The organism is Salinicola sp. NYA28a, assembly GCF_976982775.1.
In genome coordinates this window covers 280,005-297,990 of record NZ_OZ334582.1, presented here as the reverse complement: position 1 = coordinate 297,990, position 17,986 = coordinate 280,005, and the positions used below count along the sequence as shown (strand labels likewise).

The 17,986-nt window shown below is 59.1% G+C and carries 10 protein-coding genes, 2 tRNA genes and 3 rRNA genes; 3 read left to right on the top strand and 12 right to left on the bottom strand.

Annotation, left to right across the window (positions count from 1 at the left end; genetic code table 11):
* Nucleotides 1–104 precede the first annotated feature (104 nt).
* On the bottom strand, nucleotides 105–569 hold the full coding sequence (locus tag ACWHY3_RS01435) for a copper resistance protein NlpE N-terminal domain-containing protein (protein ID WP_087720711.1): 465 nt from the start codon (nucleotides 567–569) through the stop codon (nucleotides 105–107).
* A 127-nt stretch (nucleotides 570–696) separates the two neighbouring features.
* Nucleotides 697–1,794, bottom strand: coding sequence for an alkene reductase (locus tag ACWHY3_RS01430; RefSeq protein WP_303856587.1), 1,098 nt, complete (start codon nucleotides 1,792–1,794; stop codon nucleotides 697–699).
* A 188-nt stretch (nucleotides 1,795–1,982) separates the two neighbouring features.
* Between ACWHY3_RS01430 and hisC the strand changes: the two genes are divergently transcribed.
* A complete protein-coding gene (hisC, locus tag ACWHY3_RS01425) occupies nucleotides 1,983–3,041 on the top strand; it encodes a histidinol-phosphate transaminase (RefSeq protein ID WP_087720715.1) in 1,059 nt (352 codons plus the stop codon).
* Nucleotides 3,042–3,363: 322 nt separating this feature from the next.
* Here the strand turns inward: hisC and ACWHY3_RS01420 are convergent, their stop codons facing one another.
* From ACWHY3_RS01420 to ilvC, 8 genes are all read right to left on the bottom strand, one after another.
* Complete coding sequence (locus tag ACWHY3_RS01420) at nucleotides 3,364–4,116, bottom strand: VIT1/CCC1 transporter family protein (protein ID WP_303856591.1); 753 nt, start codon at nucleotides 4,114–4,116, stop codon at nucleotides 3,364–3,366.
* Nucleotides 4,117–4,495: 379 nt separating this feature from the next.
* Nucleotides 4,496–4,610, bottom strand: a 5S ribosomal RNA gene (gene rrf / locus ACWHY3_RS01415).
* Nucleotides 4,611–4,796: 186 nt separating this feature from the next.
* Nucleotides 4,797–7,688: ribosomal RNA gene (locus ACWHY3_RS01410) — 23S ribosomal RNA — on the bottom strand.
* Nucleotides 7,689–7,942: 254 nt separating this feature from the next.
* A tRNA-Ala gene (locus ACWHY3_RS01405) sits at nucleotides 7,943–8,018 on the bottom strand.
* 136 nt (nucleotides 8,019–8,154) lie between these two features.
* A tRNA-Ile gene (locus tag ACWHY3_RS01400) sits at nucleotides 8,155–8,231 on the bottom strand.
* Between the two features lie 67 nt (nucleotides 8,232–8,298).
* Nucleotides 8,299–9,838, bottom strand: a 16S ribosomal RNA gene (locus tag ACWHY3_RS01395).
* Together the 16S, 23S and 5S rRNA genes with 2 tRNA genes alongside form the textbook arrangement of a ribosomal RNA operon.
* Nucleotides 9,839–10,436: 598 nt before the next feature.
* Nucleotides 10,437–11,309: a CDP-diacylglycerol--serine O-phosphatidyltransferase gene (gene pssA, locus ACWHY3_RS01390; RefSeq protein WP_448127415.1), complete on the bottom strand. Its 873-nt coding sequence runs from the start codon at nucleotides 11,307–11,309 to the stop codon at nucleotides 10,437–10,439.
* Between the two features lie 192 nt (nucleotides 11,310–11,501).
* Complete coding sequence (gene ilvC / locus ACWHY3_RS01385) at nucleotides 11,502–12,518, bottom strand: ketol-acid reductoisomerase (RefSeq protein WP_071230777.1); 1,017 nt, start codon at nucleotides 12,516–12,518, stop codon at nucleotides 11,502–11,504.
* Nucleotides 12,519–12,718: 200 nt separating this feature from the next.
* On the opposite strand from ilvC, the gene ilvY reads away from it, so the two are divergent.
* On the top strand, nucleotides 12,719–13,603 hold the full coding sequence (gene ilvY, locus ACWHY3_RS01380; protein ID WP_087720938.1) for an HTH-type transcriptional activator IlvY: 885 nt from the start codon (nucleotides 12,719–12,721) through the stop codon (nucleotides 13,601–13,603).
* A gap of 79 nt (nucleotides 13,604–13,682) precedes the next feature.
* Here the strand turns inward: ilvY and ilvN are convergent, their stop codons facing one another.
* Both ilvN and ACWHY3_RS01370 read right to left on the bottom strand, forming a co-directional pair.
* Nucleotides 13,683–14,174: an acetolactate synthase small subunit gene (gene ilvN / locus ACWHY3_RS01375; protein ID WP_071230775.1), complete on the bottom strand. Its 492-nt coding sequence runs from the start codon at nucleotides 14,172–14,174 to the stop codon at nucleotides 13,683–13,685.
* Nucleotides 14,174–15,898 (bottom strand): acetolactate synthase 3 large subunit, encoded by a 1,725-nt coding sequence (locus ACWHY3_RS01370; protein ID WP_087720939.1) that lies wholly within the window; start codon nucleotides 15,896–15,898, stop codon nucleotides 14,174–14,176. Before ACWHY3_RS01370 ends, ilvN begins: the two co-directional genes overlap by 1 nt.
* 635 nt (nucleotides 15,899–16,533) lie before the next feature.
* On the opposite strand from ACWHY3_RS01370, the gene ACWHY3_RS01365 reads away from it, so the two are divergent.
* Complete coding sequence (locus ACWHY3_RS01365; protein WP_303853783.1) at nucleotides 16,534–17,877, top strand: sugar porter family MFS transporter; 1,344 nt, start codon at nucleotides 16,534–16,536, stop codon at nucleotides 17,875–17,877.
* The last annotated feature ends 109 nt before the right edge of the window (nucleotides 17,878–17,986 follow it).

Genomic DNA, 17,986 nt, shown 5'->3' with positions numbered 1-17,986 from the left:
ATGGTGCCATAGATGGCTTTTCCACACCGGCTGCCCATTGACGACTGTCCTTCAACGACAAGAGGCGGCCAATGGCCGCCTCGATCTGCTCGTCAGCGTAACGATTACTGACGGTTCAGGCGCAGCATCTCGCCGTTTTCGAAACGACGGCGCTGGGGATCGATCAACTCCAGCGTGCTGTCATCGATCTTCTGGAAGTAGTAGATCTGGCCTTCGCCGTTCGGCGTCAGCTCATAAACCGTTGCCTGCGGATCGACCGCCGTTCCGCTCATCGTTTCCCACTGGCCTTCGTACTGCTCCGGATCCGGGTTCTGCGGATGATTCCGGTAGTCGGCCTCGAGGGTGAAGGTGCGCTCGGCGGCAGGCGACGACTCGGTGCCGCTGAGGTCGACGGTCAGGTCGATACCATCACAGCTGCGGCAAGGCAGCGTGCCTTCGTAGGTGGTCGTGGTCGACGACATTCCGGCAGAGGAATCGGCGGTGCCGGTCTGCGTTTGGGTGCCACCGCTGGCACAACCGGCCAATACGGCAACCGTGGCGGCGCTGGCCAGCAACGTCCTGATCTGCATATCGGTTCTCCTTCACTTCTGGGCCATATAGGCCGCCTTGGCGGCCACATGATGACAGGATAGCGGTAAGTTTCCCGCGTGACACCCCATTCAGCCACCACGGCTCAGGCTGCCACGCGCAAACGGCTCAATCCAGCGTCGGATAGTCGGTGTAACCCTCGGCCCCGCCACCATAGAAGGTTTCCGGATTCGGCTCGTTGAGCGCGGCATCCCGACGGAAGCGCTCGACCAGATCCGGGTTGGCGATGTAGGGACGCCCGAAGGCAGCGGCATCTCCCAGTCCGTTTTCGATCAGCGCTTGTGCACGTTGGGCGGTGTAGTGCCCGCAGTAGATCAGCGTGCCGATGAAACGCTCGCGCAGGTCACGGCGGAAATCGTCGCTCAACTGCGGGCCTTCGCCGGTCCAGTCGGGCTCGTTGATGTGCAGGTAGGCGATCTGGCGACGGCTCAATTCGCTGGCCAGATAACGCATCATTGCTTCGGGTTCATCATCCGACAGACCGAAGATTTCGATGAAGGGCGACAGCCGCACACCGATGCGCCCGGCTCCCATGACCTCGCTCACGGCGTCGACGACTTCCAGCAGCAGACGGGCTCGGTTGACCACGTTGCCACCGTAGCGGTCGTTGCGCCGGTTGCTGCCGGTCGCAAGGAACTGCTGCAGCAGATAAGCATTGGCGGCGTGCACCTCGACCAGATCGAAGCCCGCACGCTTGGCGCGCTTGGCAGCCTGGCGGTAGTCGTCGATCAGGCCGGGGATCTCGTCCAGCGTCAGCGCCCGTGGCGTGCTGGTCGGGTGCTGGCCGGAACTGCCGTCCTCGAACTCGACGAAACAGTTGGCACCCTCGGCACGCAAGGCGCTGGGCGCGACGGGCGCCTGACCTTCCGGCTGCACCATCTCATGGGAGATGCGGCCCACGTGCCAGAGCTGCAGGGCGATCCGCCCGCCGGCACCATGCACGGCATCGACGACCTGGCGCCAGCCGGTTTCCTGATCGTCGGTCCAGATGCCCGGCGTGTAGACATAGCCTCGTGCCGTGGGCGAAATGTTGGTCGCTTCGCTGATGATCAGACCCGCGCCGGCCCGTTGGGCGTAATATTCGGCCTGCAGTGCGCCGGGGATGCTGTCCGGCGTCCGAGCGCGAGTCAGTGGCGCCATCATGACGCGATTGGCGAGTTCGACATCACCGACGGTGATGGGCGAAAGCAGCTTGTCGTAGGCCATGGAATTCCTTCGAAGATAGGGATGTAAATCGTGAATCGGATATTCCGTAGATGAGGCCGTTAGAGCACTAATCAACCCGAACGTTCATATTCCCCGGCTGGCTTGCACCGATTCGAGCCTGACGTCACTATGAGCGCTGCCCTGCCGCAGTTGTCTGCATCGTATCCATTACGTGTCCGCGAGAGATCATGAGTCGATTCTGGAGCCCCGCCGTTCGCGCCCTGACCCCCTACGTACCGGGTGAGCAGCCACGCGAGAAACTGATCAAGCTCAATACCAACGAAAATCCCTATCCGCCTTCTCCCGCCGTCGAGGCGGTATTGCAACGGTTCGCGGTGGATCATCTGCGTCTCTACCCGGACCCGGAATCTTCGGCACTGCGTCAGGCGCTGGCGAAGACCTATGGTGTCGAGCCGGAACAGGTCTTCGTCGGCAACGGCTCCGACGAGGTATTGGCGCTGGCGTTCCAGACCTTCTTCTGCCAGCCGAAGCCGCTGCTGATGCCGGCGATCAGTTACAGCTTCTACCCGGTCTACTGCAAGCTGTACGACATTGCCTATCGCACCGTGGCGCTGAACGATCACTGGCAGATCGCCCTGGAAGCTTTCGATACCGATAACGGCGGGGTCGTGTTCGCCAACCCCAACGCGCCGACCGGCCACGGTCACCCGCGCCAGGCCATCGCCCGTCTGCTCGAACGTATCACCGAGAGCGTCGTGCTGGTCGATGAGGCCTATGTGGATTTTGGCGGCGAAAGCGCCATCCCGCTGGTCGACGAACATCCCAACCTGCTGGTCACCGGAACGTTGTCCAAATCGCGCAGTCTGGCGGGGCTGCGCGTGGGTTACGCCATCGGCTCGCGCGAGCTCATCGAAGGGCTGGAGCGGGTCAAGAACTCGTTCAACTCCTATCCGATCGACACGCTGGCCAGCGACGTCGCCATCGCTTCGCTGGAAGATCACGAACACTTCCGGGCCTGCTGCGAACGGGTCGTCGCGACGCGGGAGTGGACGCGCCAGCAGCTCGAGGCTCTGGGGTTCGAAGTCCTGCCGTCACAGACCAATTTCCTGTTCGTGCGTCATCCGGAACGCAGTGGCGCGATGATTTTCAGCGAACTGCGTGAACGCGGCATTCTGGTGCGTCATTTCGACAAGGATGGACTGCGCGATTTCCTGCGCATCTCGATCGGCACCGATGACGAGATGCGCAGCCTGATCGAAGCACTCCAGGCCACGCGCCAGGCATAGTGGCAGCGCGATATCGTCACAACGGTATCCCTTTCCTGCCCAACCCCAGCAGCCGCCGCTCTCTTCAGGGCGGCGGTCATGCATGACGGCCAGCCAGCGCTCCGCCACGAAATCCGGCATGAACGGTTTTTCTTCCGGAACACGACGCTGAGACGGCCGGAAAAGAGAGGTGTCGGTCGTGTCACCAGCGACTCGGCGCCCAGGTCTTCGAATCGCTTCTCCGGCGAGCCCCCTGGCGCTCATCATGAAGCAGGCCAATCGCGCTAAACAGCAGTTGTACGGTTGACTGAAAGCCTGTCGCAGCTAAAAGGCACTTAAATGATCAGTTACCTAGTACCCCTTGTGCGAAATAGCCGGTAGCAAAAGCCAATCCGGCTGCTGCGGTACCCATTAACAATGTACGTAGTCCCGGCCGGCACACTGGCACGCCATACACCGCGCTCTTAAGCATGCCGATACCTAAAAACACCAGCCCTGCGAGGCCAAGACTGACCAGGAATTGAGTGGTAATACCGAGCCCTGGCAGGGCATAGGGCAATAGGGGCAAAGCGCCGACCAAAAGGAATGCAGCGAAGGTAGTCAGAGCCGATCGCAAGGGACTAATTCCAGCAGCGGAAAGCCCATATTCTTCTCGCAACATGGTCGAGACCCATACTTCTGGATCGTGACATAGCGCTTCGACCACCTGTTCAAGCAACTCCCCCTCAAATCCCTTCGCTTGAAACAGCTGACGAATCTCTTCTCGCTCGCCTTCTGGCACCAAGGCGATATGTTGTTGTTCGACCTGTTCAGCGTTAGCAATCTGGGCCAATTGTGCTTGGCCAGCCTCATAGTTGCTCACTGCCATGCTGAAGCCATCAGCAGCCAAGTTGGCGAAACCCAGTACCAATGCTACTTGTGGCGAGAAACCCGCACCGAAAGCACCGGATACCACAGCAAAGGTAGTGACACAGCCATCGATACCTCCGAGTACAGCATCAGGTAACGTTGATGCTCTCATTGGCCTTGCTAGCCGGGCACGCACCGCATCGGGCTGATGCTCGCCCAGAAGCTCCTCGCGGCTGGGAGTCGGCATGATGAACCTCCTGTGATCTGGATGGCTAACCACAGGAGTATATGCACAACAAGGATATCGAGCTGATCAAAAGCGGGATGCTATTTTCGTTGGCGTGATCGGCAATGGCGCGTCCAGACCCGCTCGCTCTTCATACACAGTTCAGCACGAATAGACGGTTCAGTACGGCCTGATCGATGCCGTCACGACAGAAAGCCGTCACGACTGACTGAGAGGCCCGTGACGTTCCGTGCGGACATAAAAAAACCCCAGCCTTGTGGGCTGGGGTTTCGGGATAGATGCCTGACGATGACGGGGGCGGCCACCCGTCGTCCGGCGCTCTCCATGGGAGACCCCTAAACGAATGAACCCCGACCAATGGCCGGGGTTCGAAATAAGTGCCTGACGATGACCTACTCTCACATGGGGAGACCCCACACTACCATCGGCGCTAAGCGGTTTCACTACTGAGTTCGGCATGGATCAGGTGGTTCCCGCTTGCTATGGTCGTCAGGCAAAACTGACGTCGGGATGCGTGGCGTGACTGCAATTTGCCATCATCCCAACCGATTCGGATCATGCTGACTGAGACACGTCTCGCCTGCCCGCTCTACGAGGCAGGGCGTATCCAGTCTGTCGGTGATCATCACCGACCGCACGCGGTACGTCTCGTACCGGTGTCGTAAACCCCTTGGGGTTATATGGTCAAGCCTCACGGGGCATTAGTACACGTTAGCTCAACGCCTTGCAGCGCTTCCACACCGTGCCTATCAACCAGCTAGTCTTGCTGGACCCTTTAGGAGACTCGAAGTCTCGGGGAGATCTCATCTTGAAGAAGGCTTCCCGCTTAGATGCTTTCAGCGGTTATCCCGTCCGCACATAGCTACCCGGCGATGCCACTGGCGTGACAACCGGAACACCAGAGGTGCGTCCACTCCGGTCCTCTCGTACTAGGAGCAGCACTTCTCAAATCTCCAACGCCCACGGCAGATAGGGACCGAACTGTCTCACGACGTTCTAAACCCAGCTCGCGTACCACTTTAAATGGCGAACAGCCATACCCTTGGGACCGACTTCAGCCCCAGGATGTGATGAGCCGACATCGAGGTGCCAAACACCGCCGTCGATGTGAACTCTTGGGCGGTATCAGCCTGTTATCCCCGGAGTACCTTTTATCCGTTGAGCGATGGCCCTTCCATACAGAACCACCGGATCACTAGAACCTACTTTCGTACCTGCTCGACGTGTCTGTCTCGCAGTTAAGCACCCTTATGCTCTTGCACTCAATGCACGATTTCCAACCGTGCTGAGGGTACCTTCGTGCTCCTCCGTTACGCTTTCGGAGGAGACCGCCCCAGTCAAACTACCCACCACACACTGTCCTCACACCGGATCACGGTGCCAAGTTAGAACGCCAATGATGCCAGGCTGGTATTTCAAGGTTGGCTCCACCGGAACTAGCGTCCCGGTTTCCAAGCCTCCCAGCTATCCTACACAAGCAACATCAGCGTCCAGTGTGAAGCTATAGTAAAGGTTCACGGGGTCTTTCCGTCTAGCCGCGGGTACACAGCATCTTCACTGCGATTTCAATTTCACTGAGTCTCGGGTGGAGACAGCGTGGCCATCATTACGCCATTCGTGCAGGTCGGAACTTACCCGACAAGGAATTTCGCTACCTTAGGACCGTTATAGTTACGGCCGCCGTTTACCGGGGCTTCGATCAAGAGCTTCGCCTTACGGCTAACACCATCAATTAACCTTCCGGCACCGGGCAGGCGTCACACCCTATACGTCCGCTTACGCGTTAGCAGAGTGCTGTGTTTTTAATAAACAGTTGCAGCCACCTGGTATCTTCGACCGGTTCGAGCTCGGGACGCGAGGTCCTTCACCCTAAGCCGGCGCACCTTCTCCCGAAGTTACGGTGCCATTTTGCCTAGTTCCTTCACCCGAGTTCTCTCAAGCGCCTTGGGATTCTCACCCTGACCACCTGTGTCGGTTTGGGGTACGGTCGCATGTGATCTGAAGCTTAGAGGCTTTTCCTGGAAGCGTGGCATCGATGACTTCCGGACCGTAGTCCGTTCGTCTCGTCTCTCGGCCTAAAGGACCCGGATTTGCCTAAGTCCTCAGCCTACTGACTTTCACCAGGACAACCAACGCCTGGCTCACCTAGCCTTCTTCGTCCCCCCATCGCAATCACATCCGGTACGGGAATATTAACCCGTTTCCCATCGACTACGCTTTTCAGCCTCGCCTTAGGGGCCGACTCACTCTGCTCTGATTAGCATAGAACAGAAAACCTTGGTCTTCCGGCGGGGGAGTTTTTCACTCCCCTTGTCGTTACTCATGTCAGCATTCGCACTCGTGATATCTCCAGCATGCTTCTCAACACACCTTCACAGACTTACACGACGCTCCTCTACCGCGCATCCAGAGGATGCACCCGTAGCTTCGGCATCTGGTTTGAGCCCCGTTACATCTTCCGCGCAGGCCGACTCGACTAGTGAGCTATTACGCTTTCTTTAAAGGATGGCTGCTTCTAAGCCAACCTCCTAGCTGTCTATGCCTTCCCACATCGTTTCCCACTTAACCAGAATTTGGGGGCCTTAGCTGACGGTCTGGGTTGTTTCCCTTTTCACGACGGACGTTAGCACCCGCCGTGTGTCTCCCACGCTCTACTCACCGGTATTCGGAGTTTGCCTCGGGTTGGTAACCCGGGATGGGCCCCTAGCCGAAACAGTGCTCTACCCCCGGCGGTAATACGTGAGGCGCTACCTAAATAGCTTTCGAGGAGAACCAGCTATCTCCGAGCTTGATTAGCCTTTCACTCCGATCCACAGCTCATCCCAGCATTTTTCAACATACTTGGGTTCGGGCCTCCAGTTGATGTTACTCAACCTTCACCCTGGCCATGGATAGATCGCCCGGTTTCGGGTCTATATCCAGCGACTGGTCGCCCAGTTAAGACTCGATTTCTCTACGCCTCCCCTATACGGTTAAGCTCGCCACTGAATATAAGTCGCTGACCCATTATACAAAAGGTACGCGGTCACAGAACGAGTCTGCTCCCACTGCTTGTACGCACACGGTTTCAGGATCTATTTCACTCCCCTCTCCGGGGTTCTTTTCGCCTTTCCCTCACGGTACTGGTTCACTATCGGTCAGCCAGGAGTATTTAGCCTTGGAGGATGGTCCCCCCATGTTCAGTCAGGGTTTCACGTGCCCCGACCTACTCGATTTCACACATTCAGGTTTTCGACTACGGGGCTATCACCCACTATGGCCGGCCTTTCCAGGCGCGTTCGTCTAACCAGTCACATGCTTAAGGGCTACTCCCCGTTCGCTCGCCGCTACTGGGGGAATCTCGGTTGATTTCTTTTCCTCGGGGTACTTAGATGTTTCAGTTCTCCCGGTTCGCTTCCCAACACCTATGGATTCAGTGTGGGATATCCAGCTTGTGCTGGATGGGTTTCCCCATTCGGAAATGTCCGGGTCGCAGGTTGTTTGCCACCTCACCGAACCTTATCGCAGGCTACAACGTCCTTCATCGCCTCTGGCTGCCAAGGCATCCACCGTGTGCGCTTAATCGCTTGACCATATAACCCGAAGGAGTCTGGTCAGTGATTAATCATTCGACAATTGCCGGATACGCTTGAGACGTATCTCGTTTTGCTCTTCTCTAGAGAGAAGAACTGTCAGCATGATCCAAATTGTTAAAGAGCGTTTAGAGCGATAAGCTCTAAGCTGTAAGCTTGCTGTCACGAGTGTTTCATCGTCACGTCAAGCGTATAGCTTAAAACTTATGGTCAGACTGTCGGGTTGCGCTTGTCTCTCGGTTGTCGCGAGAGAGTGGTGGAGCCTAGCGGGATCGAACCGCTGACCTCCTGCGTGCAAGGCAGGCGCTCTCCCAGCTGAGCTAAGGCCCCGATAGACAGATCGTAAAAGAACAAAGAAGACTTTTTCTTTTATTTGATCTGTTTAATTTTATTCAGATCGAGGCATTTCGGGGCGACGCATAGCCTGCTATGCGAGTCACGAAATAACGTGGAACTGGATAAAATTTGGTGGGTCTGGGCAGACTCGAACTGCCGACCTCACCCTTATCAGGGGTGCGCTCTAACCAACTGAGCTACAGACCCAAACAGTCTTGCTCTGGCCGATCAGGTAATTGATTGTGAGCGCTTGAACTGCGCTAAGCTAATCGTTTAAGGAGGTGATCCAGCCGCAGGTTCCCCTACGGCTACCTTGTTACGACTTCACCCCAGTCATGAACCACACCGTGGTGATCGCTCTCCCGAAGGTTAAGCTAACCACTTCTGGTGCAGTCCACTCCCATGGTGTGACGGGCGGTGTGTACAAGGCCCGGGAACGTATTCACCGTGACATTCTGATTCACGATTACTAGCGATTCCGACTTCACGGAGTCGAGTTGCAGACTCCGATCCGGACTGAGGCCGGCTTTCTGGGATTCGCTCCACCTCGCGGTCTCGCAACCCTTTGTACCGGCCATTGTAGCACGTGTGTAGCCCTACCCGTAAGGGCCATGATGACTTGACGTCGTCCCCACCTTCCTCCGGTTTGTCACCGGCAGTCTCCTTAGAGTTCCCGACCGAATCGCTGGCAAATAAGGACAAGGGTTGCGCTCGTTACGGGACTTAACCCAACATTTCACAACACGAGCTGACGACAGCCATGCAGCACCTGTCTCAGAGTTCCCGAAGGCACGAAGGCATCTCTGCCAACTTCTCTGGATGTCAAGGGTAGGTAAGGTTCTTCGCGTTGCATCGAATTAAACCACATGCTCCACCGCTTGTGCGGGCCCCCGTCAATTCATTTGAGTTTTAACCTTGCGGCCGTACTCCCCAGGCGGTCGACTTATCGCGTTAACTGCGCCACTAAGTCCTTAAAGGTCCCAACGGCTAGTCGACATCGTTTACGGCGTGGACTACCAGGGTATCTAATCCTGTTTGCTACCCACGCTTTCGCACCTCAGTGTCAGTGTCAGGCCAGAAGGCCGCCTTCGCCACTGGTATTCCTCCCGATCTCTACGCATTTCACCGCTACACCGGGAATTCTACCTTCCTCTCCTGCACTCTAGCCTGGCCGTTCCGGATGCCGTTCCCAGGTTGAGCCCGGGGCTTTCACAACCGGCGTGCCAAGCCACCTACGCGCGCTTTACGCCCAGTAATTCCGATTAACGCTCGCACCCTCCGTATTACCGCGGCTGCTGGCACGGAGTTAGCCGGTGCTTCTTCTGCGAGTGATGTCTTTCCTCTGGGGTATTAACCCAGAGGCTTTCTTCCTCGCTGAAAGTGCTTTACAACCCGAAAGCCTTCTTCACACACGCGGCATGGCTGGATCAGGCTTTCGCCCATTGTCCAATATTCCCCACTGCTGCCTCCCGTAGGAGTCTGGGCCGTGTCTCAGTCCCAGTGTGGCTGATCATCCTCTCAGACCAGCTACGGATCGTCGCCTTGGTAAGCCGTTACCTTACCAACTAGCTAATCCGACATAGGCTCATCCGATAGCGCAAGGTCCGAAGATCCCCTGCTTTCTCCCGTAGGACGTATGCGGTATTAGCGTGGGTTTCCCCACGTTATCCCCCACTACCGGGCAGATTCCTATGCATTACTCACCCGTCCGCCGCTCGCCACCAGGGAGCAAGCTCCCCGTGCTGCCGCTCGACTTGCATGTGTTAGGCCTGCCGCCAGCGTTCAATCTGAGCCATGATCAAACTCTTCAGTTTAAAGTCTGATAGTCCTTACTTCTCTCCATCCGAGGATGAAGCGAAAAGCGGACCAAACTTGGTTCAAGGTCAAACGAATCTTGACGAGTCGCTTGCCTCGATATGTCGTGACTGGCTGTCACGCGAGAACAAGCGCCCACATCAATTACCTGATCGATTGTTAAAGAGCGTCCCTACTTGAAGCGTTTCGCTTCTGCCGTCAAACCCAAGTGCTTGTCAGCGCTCGTTTTCTTGGCCGCCGTAAGGAGTGGCGTATTTTAAGGATCTTGGCGGCGATGTCAACATCTTTTTTCGTTGAATCCCGCTGGCTCCGATCAAACTGGGTGGAGCCGATCCTTCGAAGAACTGGGAAGCGATCTTACCGGCTTCACCGCCTTGCGTCAACCGATTTCTTCAATCAAATCAAACGCTTGGCTTTCTTCTTCGCTGCCTCCAAAACCCTGTCTCGGCGTCAGCGGATGCGTACTTTACGGATCCGATGCCCGCTTGGCAAGTGTTGTTTGTCACTTTTTGTGCATCCGGTCAAAACACGGGCCGGCAAAAACGACAACGCCCGCGCGGGGCGGGCGTTTCAGCGGCATGAGGCCACATTCAGCTTTCAGTCATCCTGCGAGTTCTGGCCGCCGACTTCACTTCGTCGCTTCTCTCTGCGCCCCTTGTTGAGCCGCCCCAGCGCCAGAATCGGGCCGGAAATGACGTAGCAGCCAAACAGAGCCAGCAGCATGACCGAAGGCTCGATGGAGATCAGCACGAACAACAGCACGATCGCCAACAGGAACACGAACGGAACCGGCCCCTTGAAATCGATCTCCTTGAAGCTGTGATAGCGCACGTTGCTGACCATCAGCACACCGGCAGCGGCAACCACGATGGTCATCAGCACCTTGAAGCCCAGCGACTCGGCATCGAAGGTATGAAAAACCCATACACAGGCAGCCACGATGGCCGCAGCCGACGGGCTGGGCAATCCCACGAACCATTTCTTGTCGGTGCTGCCGATCTGGACATTGAATCGGGCCAGGCGCAGTGCGGCGCCGGCAACGAAGATGAACGCCGCGATCCAGCCGATCTTGCCGATGTCCTGCAATATCCAGGTGAACGCAACCAGCGCCGGAGCCATACCGAACGAGACCATGTCGGCCAGGCTGTCGAATTCGGCACCGAAGGCACTCTGCGTATTGGTCAATCGCGCCACGCGCCCATCCAGCCCATCGAGCACCATGGCAACGAAGATCGCGATGGCAGCCTTGGCGTAGTCGCCGTTGATGGCAGCCACGATGGAATAGAAGCCAGCGAACAGCGCCGAGAGCGTGAACAGGTTAGGCAGCAGGTAGATGCCTCGGCGGCGTATCCGCTTGCCGTTCTCGACCGTCTCCTCGATGACTTCATCCTCGTCGTCGAACAGTGGAGAGGTGGCGCCGATGGTAATGGTCTCGGGCTCTTGCTCGTGGTGGCGGTCATCCTGCGTCATGAAGCGAGTCCTATAGTGGCGAGTGCGCTCGGGCATAATAGCCAGCCCATTCTACAGCCTAGCGGGAATCTCGACAGATGCTCGCGCAAAGCGCCTGGCAAACGTTATAGGTTCGGCCAAACGAACAGGGGCGCGACAATCGTCGCGCCCCTGTCGAAACCTGCGGGTCGAGTCTTAGTTCTTGCTCGAGTCTTAGTTCTTGCTCTTGTCGACCAGCTGGTTGGCGGTGATCCACGGCATCATCGCGCGCAGCTTGGCCCCGACCTGCTCGACCGGATGCTCGGCGGTCTGGCGGCGACGTGCGTTCAGCGACGCGTAGTTGCAGGCGCCTTCGGCGATGAACATCTTGGCGTACTCGCCGTCCTGGATGCGCTGCAGCGCCTTGCGCATGGCGGCACGCGATTCGTCGTTGATGATCTCGCGGCCGGTGACGTACTCGCCGTACTCGGCATTGTTGGAGATCGAGTAGTTCATGTTGGCGATGCCGCCTTCGTACATCAGATCGACGATCAGCTTGAGCTCGTGCAGACACTCGAAGTAGGCCATCTCCGGCGCGTAACCGGCCTCGGTCAGCGTTTCGAAACCGGCCTTGACCAGTTCGACCGCGCCGCCGCAGAGAACAGCCTGCTCGCCGAACAGGTCGGTTTCGGTCTCGTCCTTGAAGGTGGTTTCGATGATCCCGCTACGACCGCCGCCGATGGCCGCCGCGTAGGAGAGCGCGATCTCCTTGGCCTGACCGGACGCATTCTGATGAATGGCGATCAGGTCCGGGATGCCGCCGCCGCGGACGAACTCGGAACGCACGGTGTGACCCGGCGCCTTGGGCGCGATCATGATGACATCGAGATCGGCGCGCGGCTCGACCTGACTGTAGTGGATGTTGAAGCCGTGAGCGAAGGCGATGGTGGCGCCCTCTTTCAGGTTCGGCTCGATATCCTGCTCGTAGATGACCTTCTGGTTCTCGTCCGGTGCCAGGATCATGACGACATCGGCGGTCTTGCACGCTTCGGCGACGCTGGCCACCTTGAGACCGGCGCTTTCGGCCTTGGCAGCCGAAGAAGAGCCCTTGCGCAGACCGACGGTCACGTCGACCCCGGACTCTTTCAGGTTGTTGGCGTGAGCGTGGCCCTGTGAGCCATAGCCAACGATCGTGACCTGCTTGGCCTGGATCAGGGAAAGGTCACAATCCTTGTCGTAATAAACGTGCATGTCGTACTCCGGAAATCGATGGGCCGTTGGCCCGGAACTGTCGTCACTCAATGTCTGTCAGCGTTGATGGCCACTGGCGTCGTCTCACGCGACGCTCTTCGTTTTAGCCTGGAGCCACGATAAGCCAGACAACTTGTTGCGTAAAACGCTATATTTGCAATGCGACATTTCATTTTCTGAAACAAATCAGCGACAAAACCATGGATTACCGCCCGCTCACCCAGTTTCTGGCCCTGGCCGACCATCTGCACTTCGGCCGGGCCAGCGATGCCTGCCATGTCAGCCCATCGACACTGAGCCGCTCGATCCGCCAGCTCGAGGAAACGCTCGGCGTCACCCTGTTCGAACGCGACAACCGCCATGTCACGCTGACGCGGGAGGGTCAGTTGTTCCACTCCTACGCGCGGGAGACGCTGGAGCAGTGGCAGGCGATGCAGGCCACGCTGATGGCGGAAACCCGCGAGCTGGCCGGCGAGATCAGCATCTACTGCTCGGTTACCGCCAGCTACAGCTTTCTCTACCGCCTGCTGAGCGAGTTCCGCCAGCGCCATCCGCGGATCGAGATCAAGCTGCATACCGGCGATCCCGCGGACGCCATCGCCCGCGTACAGGCCGAGAACGAGGACATCGCCATCACCGCGCGCCCGCGCAGCCTGCCGGATGCCCTGGCATTCAAGCCGCTGGCGACTTCGCCGCTGGTTTTCATCGCGCCCCGCGACGGCGCCGACTGGCTGCCCGCCACGCCGGAAACGCCGACGCCCTCGCAGTGGAAAGGCGTGCCGATGATCCTGTCGGAATCCGGCCTGTCGCGGGATCACGCCGATACCTGGTTTCGGGCAATGGGCATCAGTCCGCGCATCTATGCGCAGGTGGCGGGCAACGAGGCGATCGTCAGCATGGTCGGGTTGGGATTCGGGGTCGGCATCGTGCCGCGCATCGTGCTCGACAACAGCCCCTTGCTGGACCGGATCACGATCCTGCCGGTCAAGCCGGAACTCCCCCACTACGATGTCGGCCTGTGCGTGCTCAAGCGGCGCCTGAAGAGCGCGCTGATCGAGGCGCTGTGGGCGCAGTTGCCGAACTGACCCGCCCCGTCGGAGAGGCTAAAAATGCAAAACGCCCGACGGAATTGCTTCCGCCGGGCGTCGATCTACCACCGGTCATTTACAACGTGAGCAGCTTGTCTCCGCGAGCAATGCCCGACACGCCGGTCCGTGCCACTTCCAGAATGCCGATCGGCGCCATCGCCTGGATGAAGGCATCCAGCTTGCCGGCATCGCCGGTGATCTGCACCGTGTAGACGCTCGGCGTGACGTCGACGATTTGCGCCCGGAAGATGTCCGCCGTGCGCTTGACCTCGTCGCGGGCCGCCCCCAGCGCCTTGACCTTGACCAGCATCAGCTCGCGCTCGATGTGGTTGCCCTCGGTCAGATCGACCAGCTTGACCACATCGATCAGCTTGTTGAGGTGCTTGGTGATCTGCTCGATCACCCGGTCGTCGCCCACCGTGGTCACGGTCAGCCGCGACAGCGACGGGTCTTCCGTCGGCGCCACGTTGAGAGTTTCGATGTTGAAGTTGCGCTGGGAGAACAGCCCCACCACGCGGGACAGGGCGCCCGGTTCGTTTTCCAGCAGAATCGAGATGATATGGCGCATCAGGTCCGCTCCGTCTTCGAAAGCAGCATGTCACGCATGGAGCCCAACGGCACCTGCATCGGATAGACGTGTTCGAATGGGTCGACGTAGATATCGAGGAACACGAGCTCGTTGGTATCGGCAAAGGCGCGCTCCAGCGCCGGCGCCAGCTCTTCGTGGGTCGTCACCTTGATCGCGGTGAAGCCGTAGGCCTCGATCAGCTTGGCGAAATCAGGCAGCGACTCCATGTAGGAGTGAGCGTGACGGGACTTGTAGTTCAAGTCCTGCCACTGGCGCACCATCCCCAGCGACTGGTTGTTGAGATTGACGATCTTGACGCCGACATCGAACTGCTTACAGGTCGACAGCTCCTGCATCATCATCTGGAAGCTGCCTTCACCAGTGAAGCAGACCACGTCGTCCTGCGGGTAGCTGAGCTTGACGCCCATCGCCGCCGGAAAACCGAAGCCCATGGTGCCGAGACCGCCGGAGGTGATGAAACGGTTGGGCTTGGCGAACTTGTAGTACTGCGCCGCGAACATCTGATGCTGGCCCACATCGGTGGTCACGAACGCCTCGCCGCGGGTGGCACGGTAGACCGCCTCGATCACCTCTTGCGGCTTGAGCGCTTCGCCCGGCTTCGAAGGTTCGTAGAGCCTGTTCTTGCGCTCGGCCCGCCAGCCATCGATGCTTTTCCACCATTCGCCCAGCGCCTCGGGATTGGCCGGCTCGCGATCCTGGACCAGGCTGATCATCTCGTTGATGACGCTGCCCGCCGCGCCGACGATCGGCACGTCCGCCCGCACGGTCTTGGAGATCGAGCTGGGGTCGATGTCGACATGGACGATCTTGGCCGTGGGGCAGAACTTCGAGGTGTTGTTGGTGACGCGGTCGTCGAAGCGCGCGCCGATGGCGATGATCAGATCAGCGTTATGCATCGCCATGTTAGCTTCATAGCTGCCGTGCATCCCGAGCCACCCCAGCGACTGGCGGTCCCCCTGCGGATAGCCGCCGATGCCCATCAGCGTGGTGGTGATCGGGAAGCCGAGCCGCTGGACCAGATCGGTCAACGCCTCCGAAGCCCGTCCAGTGACGATGCCGCCGCCGGTATAGAACACCGGCCGGCGCGCCTTGAGCATCATGTCGACGGCCTTCTTGATCTGGCCGCTATGCCCGCGCGTCACCGGGTTGTAGGAACGAATCTTGACCTTCTTCGGGTAGACGTATTCGTAACGCTCGGTGGGCGCGGTCATGTCCTTGGGAATATCCACTACCACCGGGCCAGGGCGGCCGGTCGATGCCAGATAGAACGCCTTTTTCAGGACTTCAGGAATCTCGCTGGGATGGCGGATCGAGAAGCTGTGCTTCACTACCGGCCGGGTGACACCGACGATATCGGTTTCCTGAAAGGCATCTTCCCCGATCAGGTGACTGGCGACCTGACCGCACAGCACCACCATCGGAATCGAATCCATGTAGGCGGTGGCGATGCCGGTGACGGCATTGGTCGCGCCGGGGCCGGAGGTGACCAGCACCACACCGGGCTTGCCGGAAGCGCGGGCGTAGCCATCGGCAGCGTGGGTCGCGGCCTGCTCGTGCCGAACGAGAATGTGTTGAACGCTATCCTGGCGGAACAGGGCATCGTAGATGTGCAATGCCGCGCCGCCCGGATAGCCATAGATACGCTCGACGCCTTCGTCTTTCAGAAAGCGGGCGATCATATCGGCGCCGGAAAGTAATTCCACTGGTGAGTCTCCCCTGGAAGTTCGAGTGCCGCTTCGCGGTTCTGGGCACAAAACCGATCCGTGAACGATTGGCGCGATCCACGGAAACGAAGCTCAATCACGGCGGTACGCCGCTGTCGACCTGCGGTCGACGCCTGATGCCATATCCTGGCGTCCTGGGCCCGGGGTGGGGACCCGCACTCATAGGAACCGCCTGCGCCTCGGCGCCGACAGCTCCAGACACGGCAGATCGCCGTATCGGGGTTGGCGGGAACAGGCGTTTGGCCCGCGCCCTTTGGTTTCCCGGCAAAAGCCGAGAAACCTGTCCTTCGACAGGCGGGTAGAGGTCGCTCGGAACCTACCCTTCACGCAGCGGCCGGGGATCACCCGTAGTTTGGCTGCGCCCGCAATCAGGAATCGCCTAGATTCCACCAGCGCCCCGAGGCTGTCAACCTCCGGCGCCGACAACCTGGCGCCTGGCGAGGGGAATGCCCGCAATATATGCCCATGACGCCGACTAAAGTCGGTTCGCTTTTCGCAGCACCATCGAGACATCGCTGCTGTACTGAATCGAAGACCGTATCGAATCCCTGCCTTGCCGGCTCGGATATCGGTCGATGACTTGCAGGCAAAACCGACCCATGGGAGTAACGCGCATGTCCCCCATCGTGAAATGGTCCGCGTTCGTGGCCATGGCAGGCTTTCTGTTCGGCTTCGATACCGCCGTGATATCCGGAGCCGACAAACCCATCCAGGAGCTGTGGGGGCTGAGCGATCTCCAGCATGGACTGTTCATCATGTCGATGGCGCTGTGGGGCACCGTTCTCGGGGCGATCTTCGGCAACTGGCCGACCGATCGCCTGGGCCGCCGTACCACGCTCTTCATCATCGGCGTCCTCTACTTCGTTTCCGCCGTGGGTTCGGCGCTCGCCACCGACCCGTTCTGGTTCTCGTTCTTCCGCCTGATCGGTGGCTTCGGGGTGGGCATGTCCTCGGTCGCCGCGCCGGCCTACATCTCCGAGATCGCGCCCGCCGAACGGCGTGGCAATCTGGTCGCGCTCTACCAGTTCAACGTGGTGTTCGGGATCTTCATGGCCTATGTCTCCAACGCCATTCTAGGCAGCCTGCTCGGCGACGATGCCTGGCGCTGGATGGTCGGGATCGAGGCGATCCCTGCGCTGGTCTACACGTTGGCGCTGCTCAAGGTGCCGGAGAGCCCGCGCTGGCTGATCCTCAATCGTAACGACACCCGCGCCGCCGCCAAGGTACTGGACCAGATCGATCCGCATCGCGACAACCAGGCCCAGATCGAGGAGATCCAGGCGGCAGATCGCGAGGATAGCAAGGTGCATTCGCGATTCTTCTCGCGCCGCTATCGCCTGCCCATCGTGCTCGCCTTTCTGATTGCCTTCTTCAACCAGTTCACCGGCATCAACTTCGTGCTCTACTACGCGCCTCGTATCCTCGAGTCCGCCCAGTTGGGTGACAACGCCGCCCTGCTCTCGACGGCGGGGATCGGCCTGATCATGGTGATCTTCACCATGATCGGCATGTCGCTGATCGATCGATTCGGCCGGCGGACGCTGATGTACATCGGCTCGGTGGGCTACATCATTTCGCTATCGATCATCTCCCACGCCTTCTTCACCGATAACCTGGGCGGCGCGCTGATCCCGCTGCAGCTATGCCTGTTCGTCGCCGCCCACGGTATCAGCCAGGGCACGGTGATCTGGGTCTTCATCTCGGAGATATTCCCCAACCGCGAACGGGCCCGCGGGCAGTCGCTCGGCAGTTTCACGCACTGGTTCTTCGCCGCCGTCATCACCTTGGTCACGCCGTGGGTGCTGAGCGTGTTCAACGGCGGACCGGTGTTCGCCTTCTTCGCTTTCATGATGGTGCTGCAGATCGTCTTCGTCGCGTTCCTGATGCCGGAGACCAAGGGCGTCTCGCTGGAGGAACTGCAGCAGAAGCTATCGCCGAGAGGGGAGTCGCGAACATAAAAAAGCCCGTGACATCGAGCGCCACGGGCGGGAAGACGGTCAGGACGCGACCGTTTGTCTCGGAAAGACCGTTTGTCTTGGAAAGACCGTTTGTCTCGGAAAGGCCGTT

Coding starts and splice junctions, on each gene's coding strand:
- ACWHY3_RS01435 (WP_087720711.1), bottom strand. CDS start 569: ATGCAGATCAGGACGTTGCTGGCCAGCGCCGCCACGGTTGCCGTATTG.
- ACWHY3_RS01430 (WP_303856587.1), bottom strand. CDS start 1,794: ATGGCCTACGACAAGCTGCTTTCGCCCATCACCGTCGGTGATGTCGAA.
- hisC (WP_087720715.1), top strand. CDS start 1,983: ATGAGTCGATTCTGGAGCCCCGCCGTTCGCGCCCTGACCCCCTACGTA.
- ACWHY3_RS01420 (WP_303856591.1), bottom strand. CDS start 4,116: ATGCCGACTCCCAGCCGCGAGGAGCTTCTGGGCGAGCATCAGCCCGAT.
- pssA (WP_448127415.1), bottom strand. CDS start 11,309: ATGACGCAGGATGACCGCCACCACGAGCAAGAGCCCGAGACCATTACC.
- ilvC (WP_071230777.1), bottom strand. CDS start 12,518: ATGCACGTTTATTACGACAAGGATTGTGACCTTTCCCTGATCCAGGCC.
- ilvY (WP_087720938.1), top strand. CDS start 12,719: ATGGATTACCGCCCGCTCACCCAGTTTCTGGCCCTGGCCGACCATCTG.
- ilvN (WP_071230775.1), bottom strand. CDS start 14,174: ATGCGCCATATCATCTCGATTCTGCTGGAAAACGAACCGGGCGCCCTG.
- ACWHY3_RS01365 (WP_303853783.1), top strand. CDS start 16,534: ATGTCCCCCATCGTGAAATGGTCCGCGTTCGTGGCCATGGCAGGCTTT.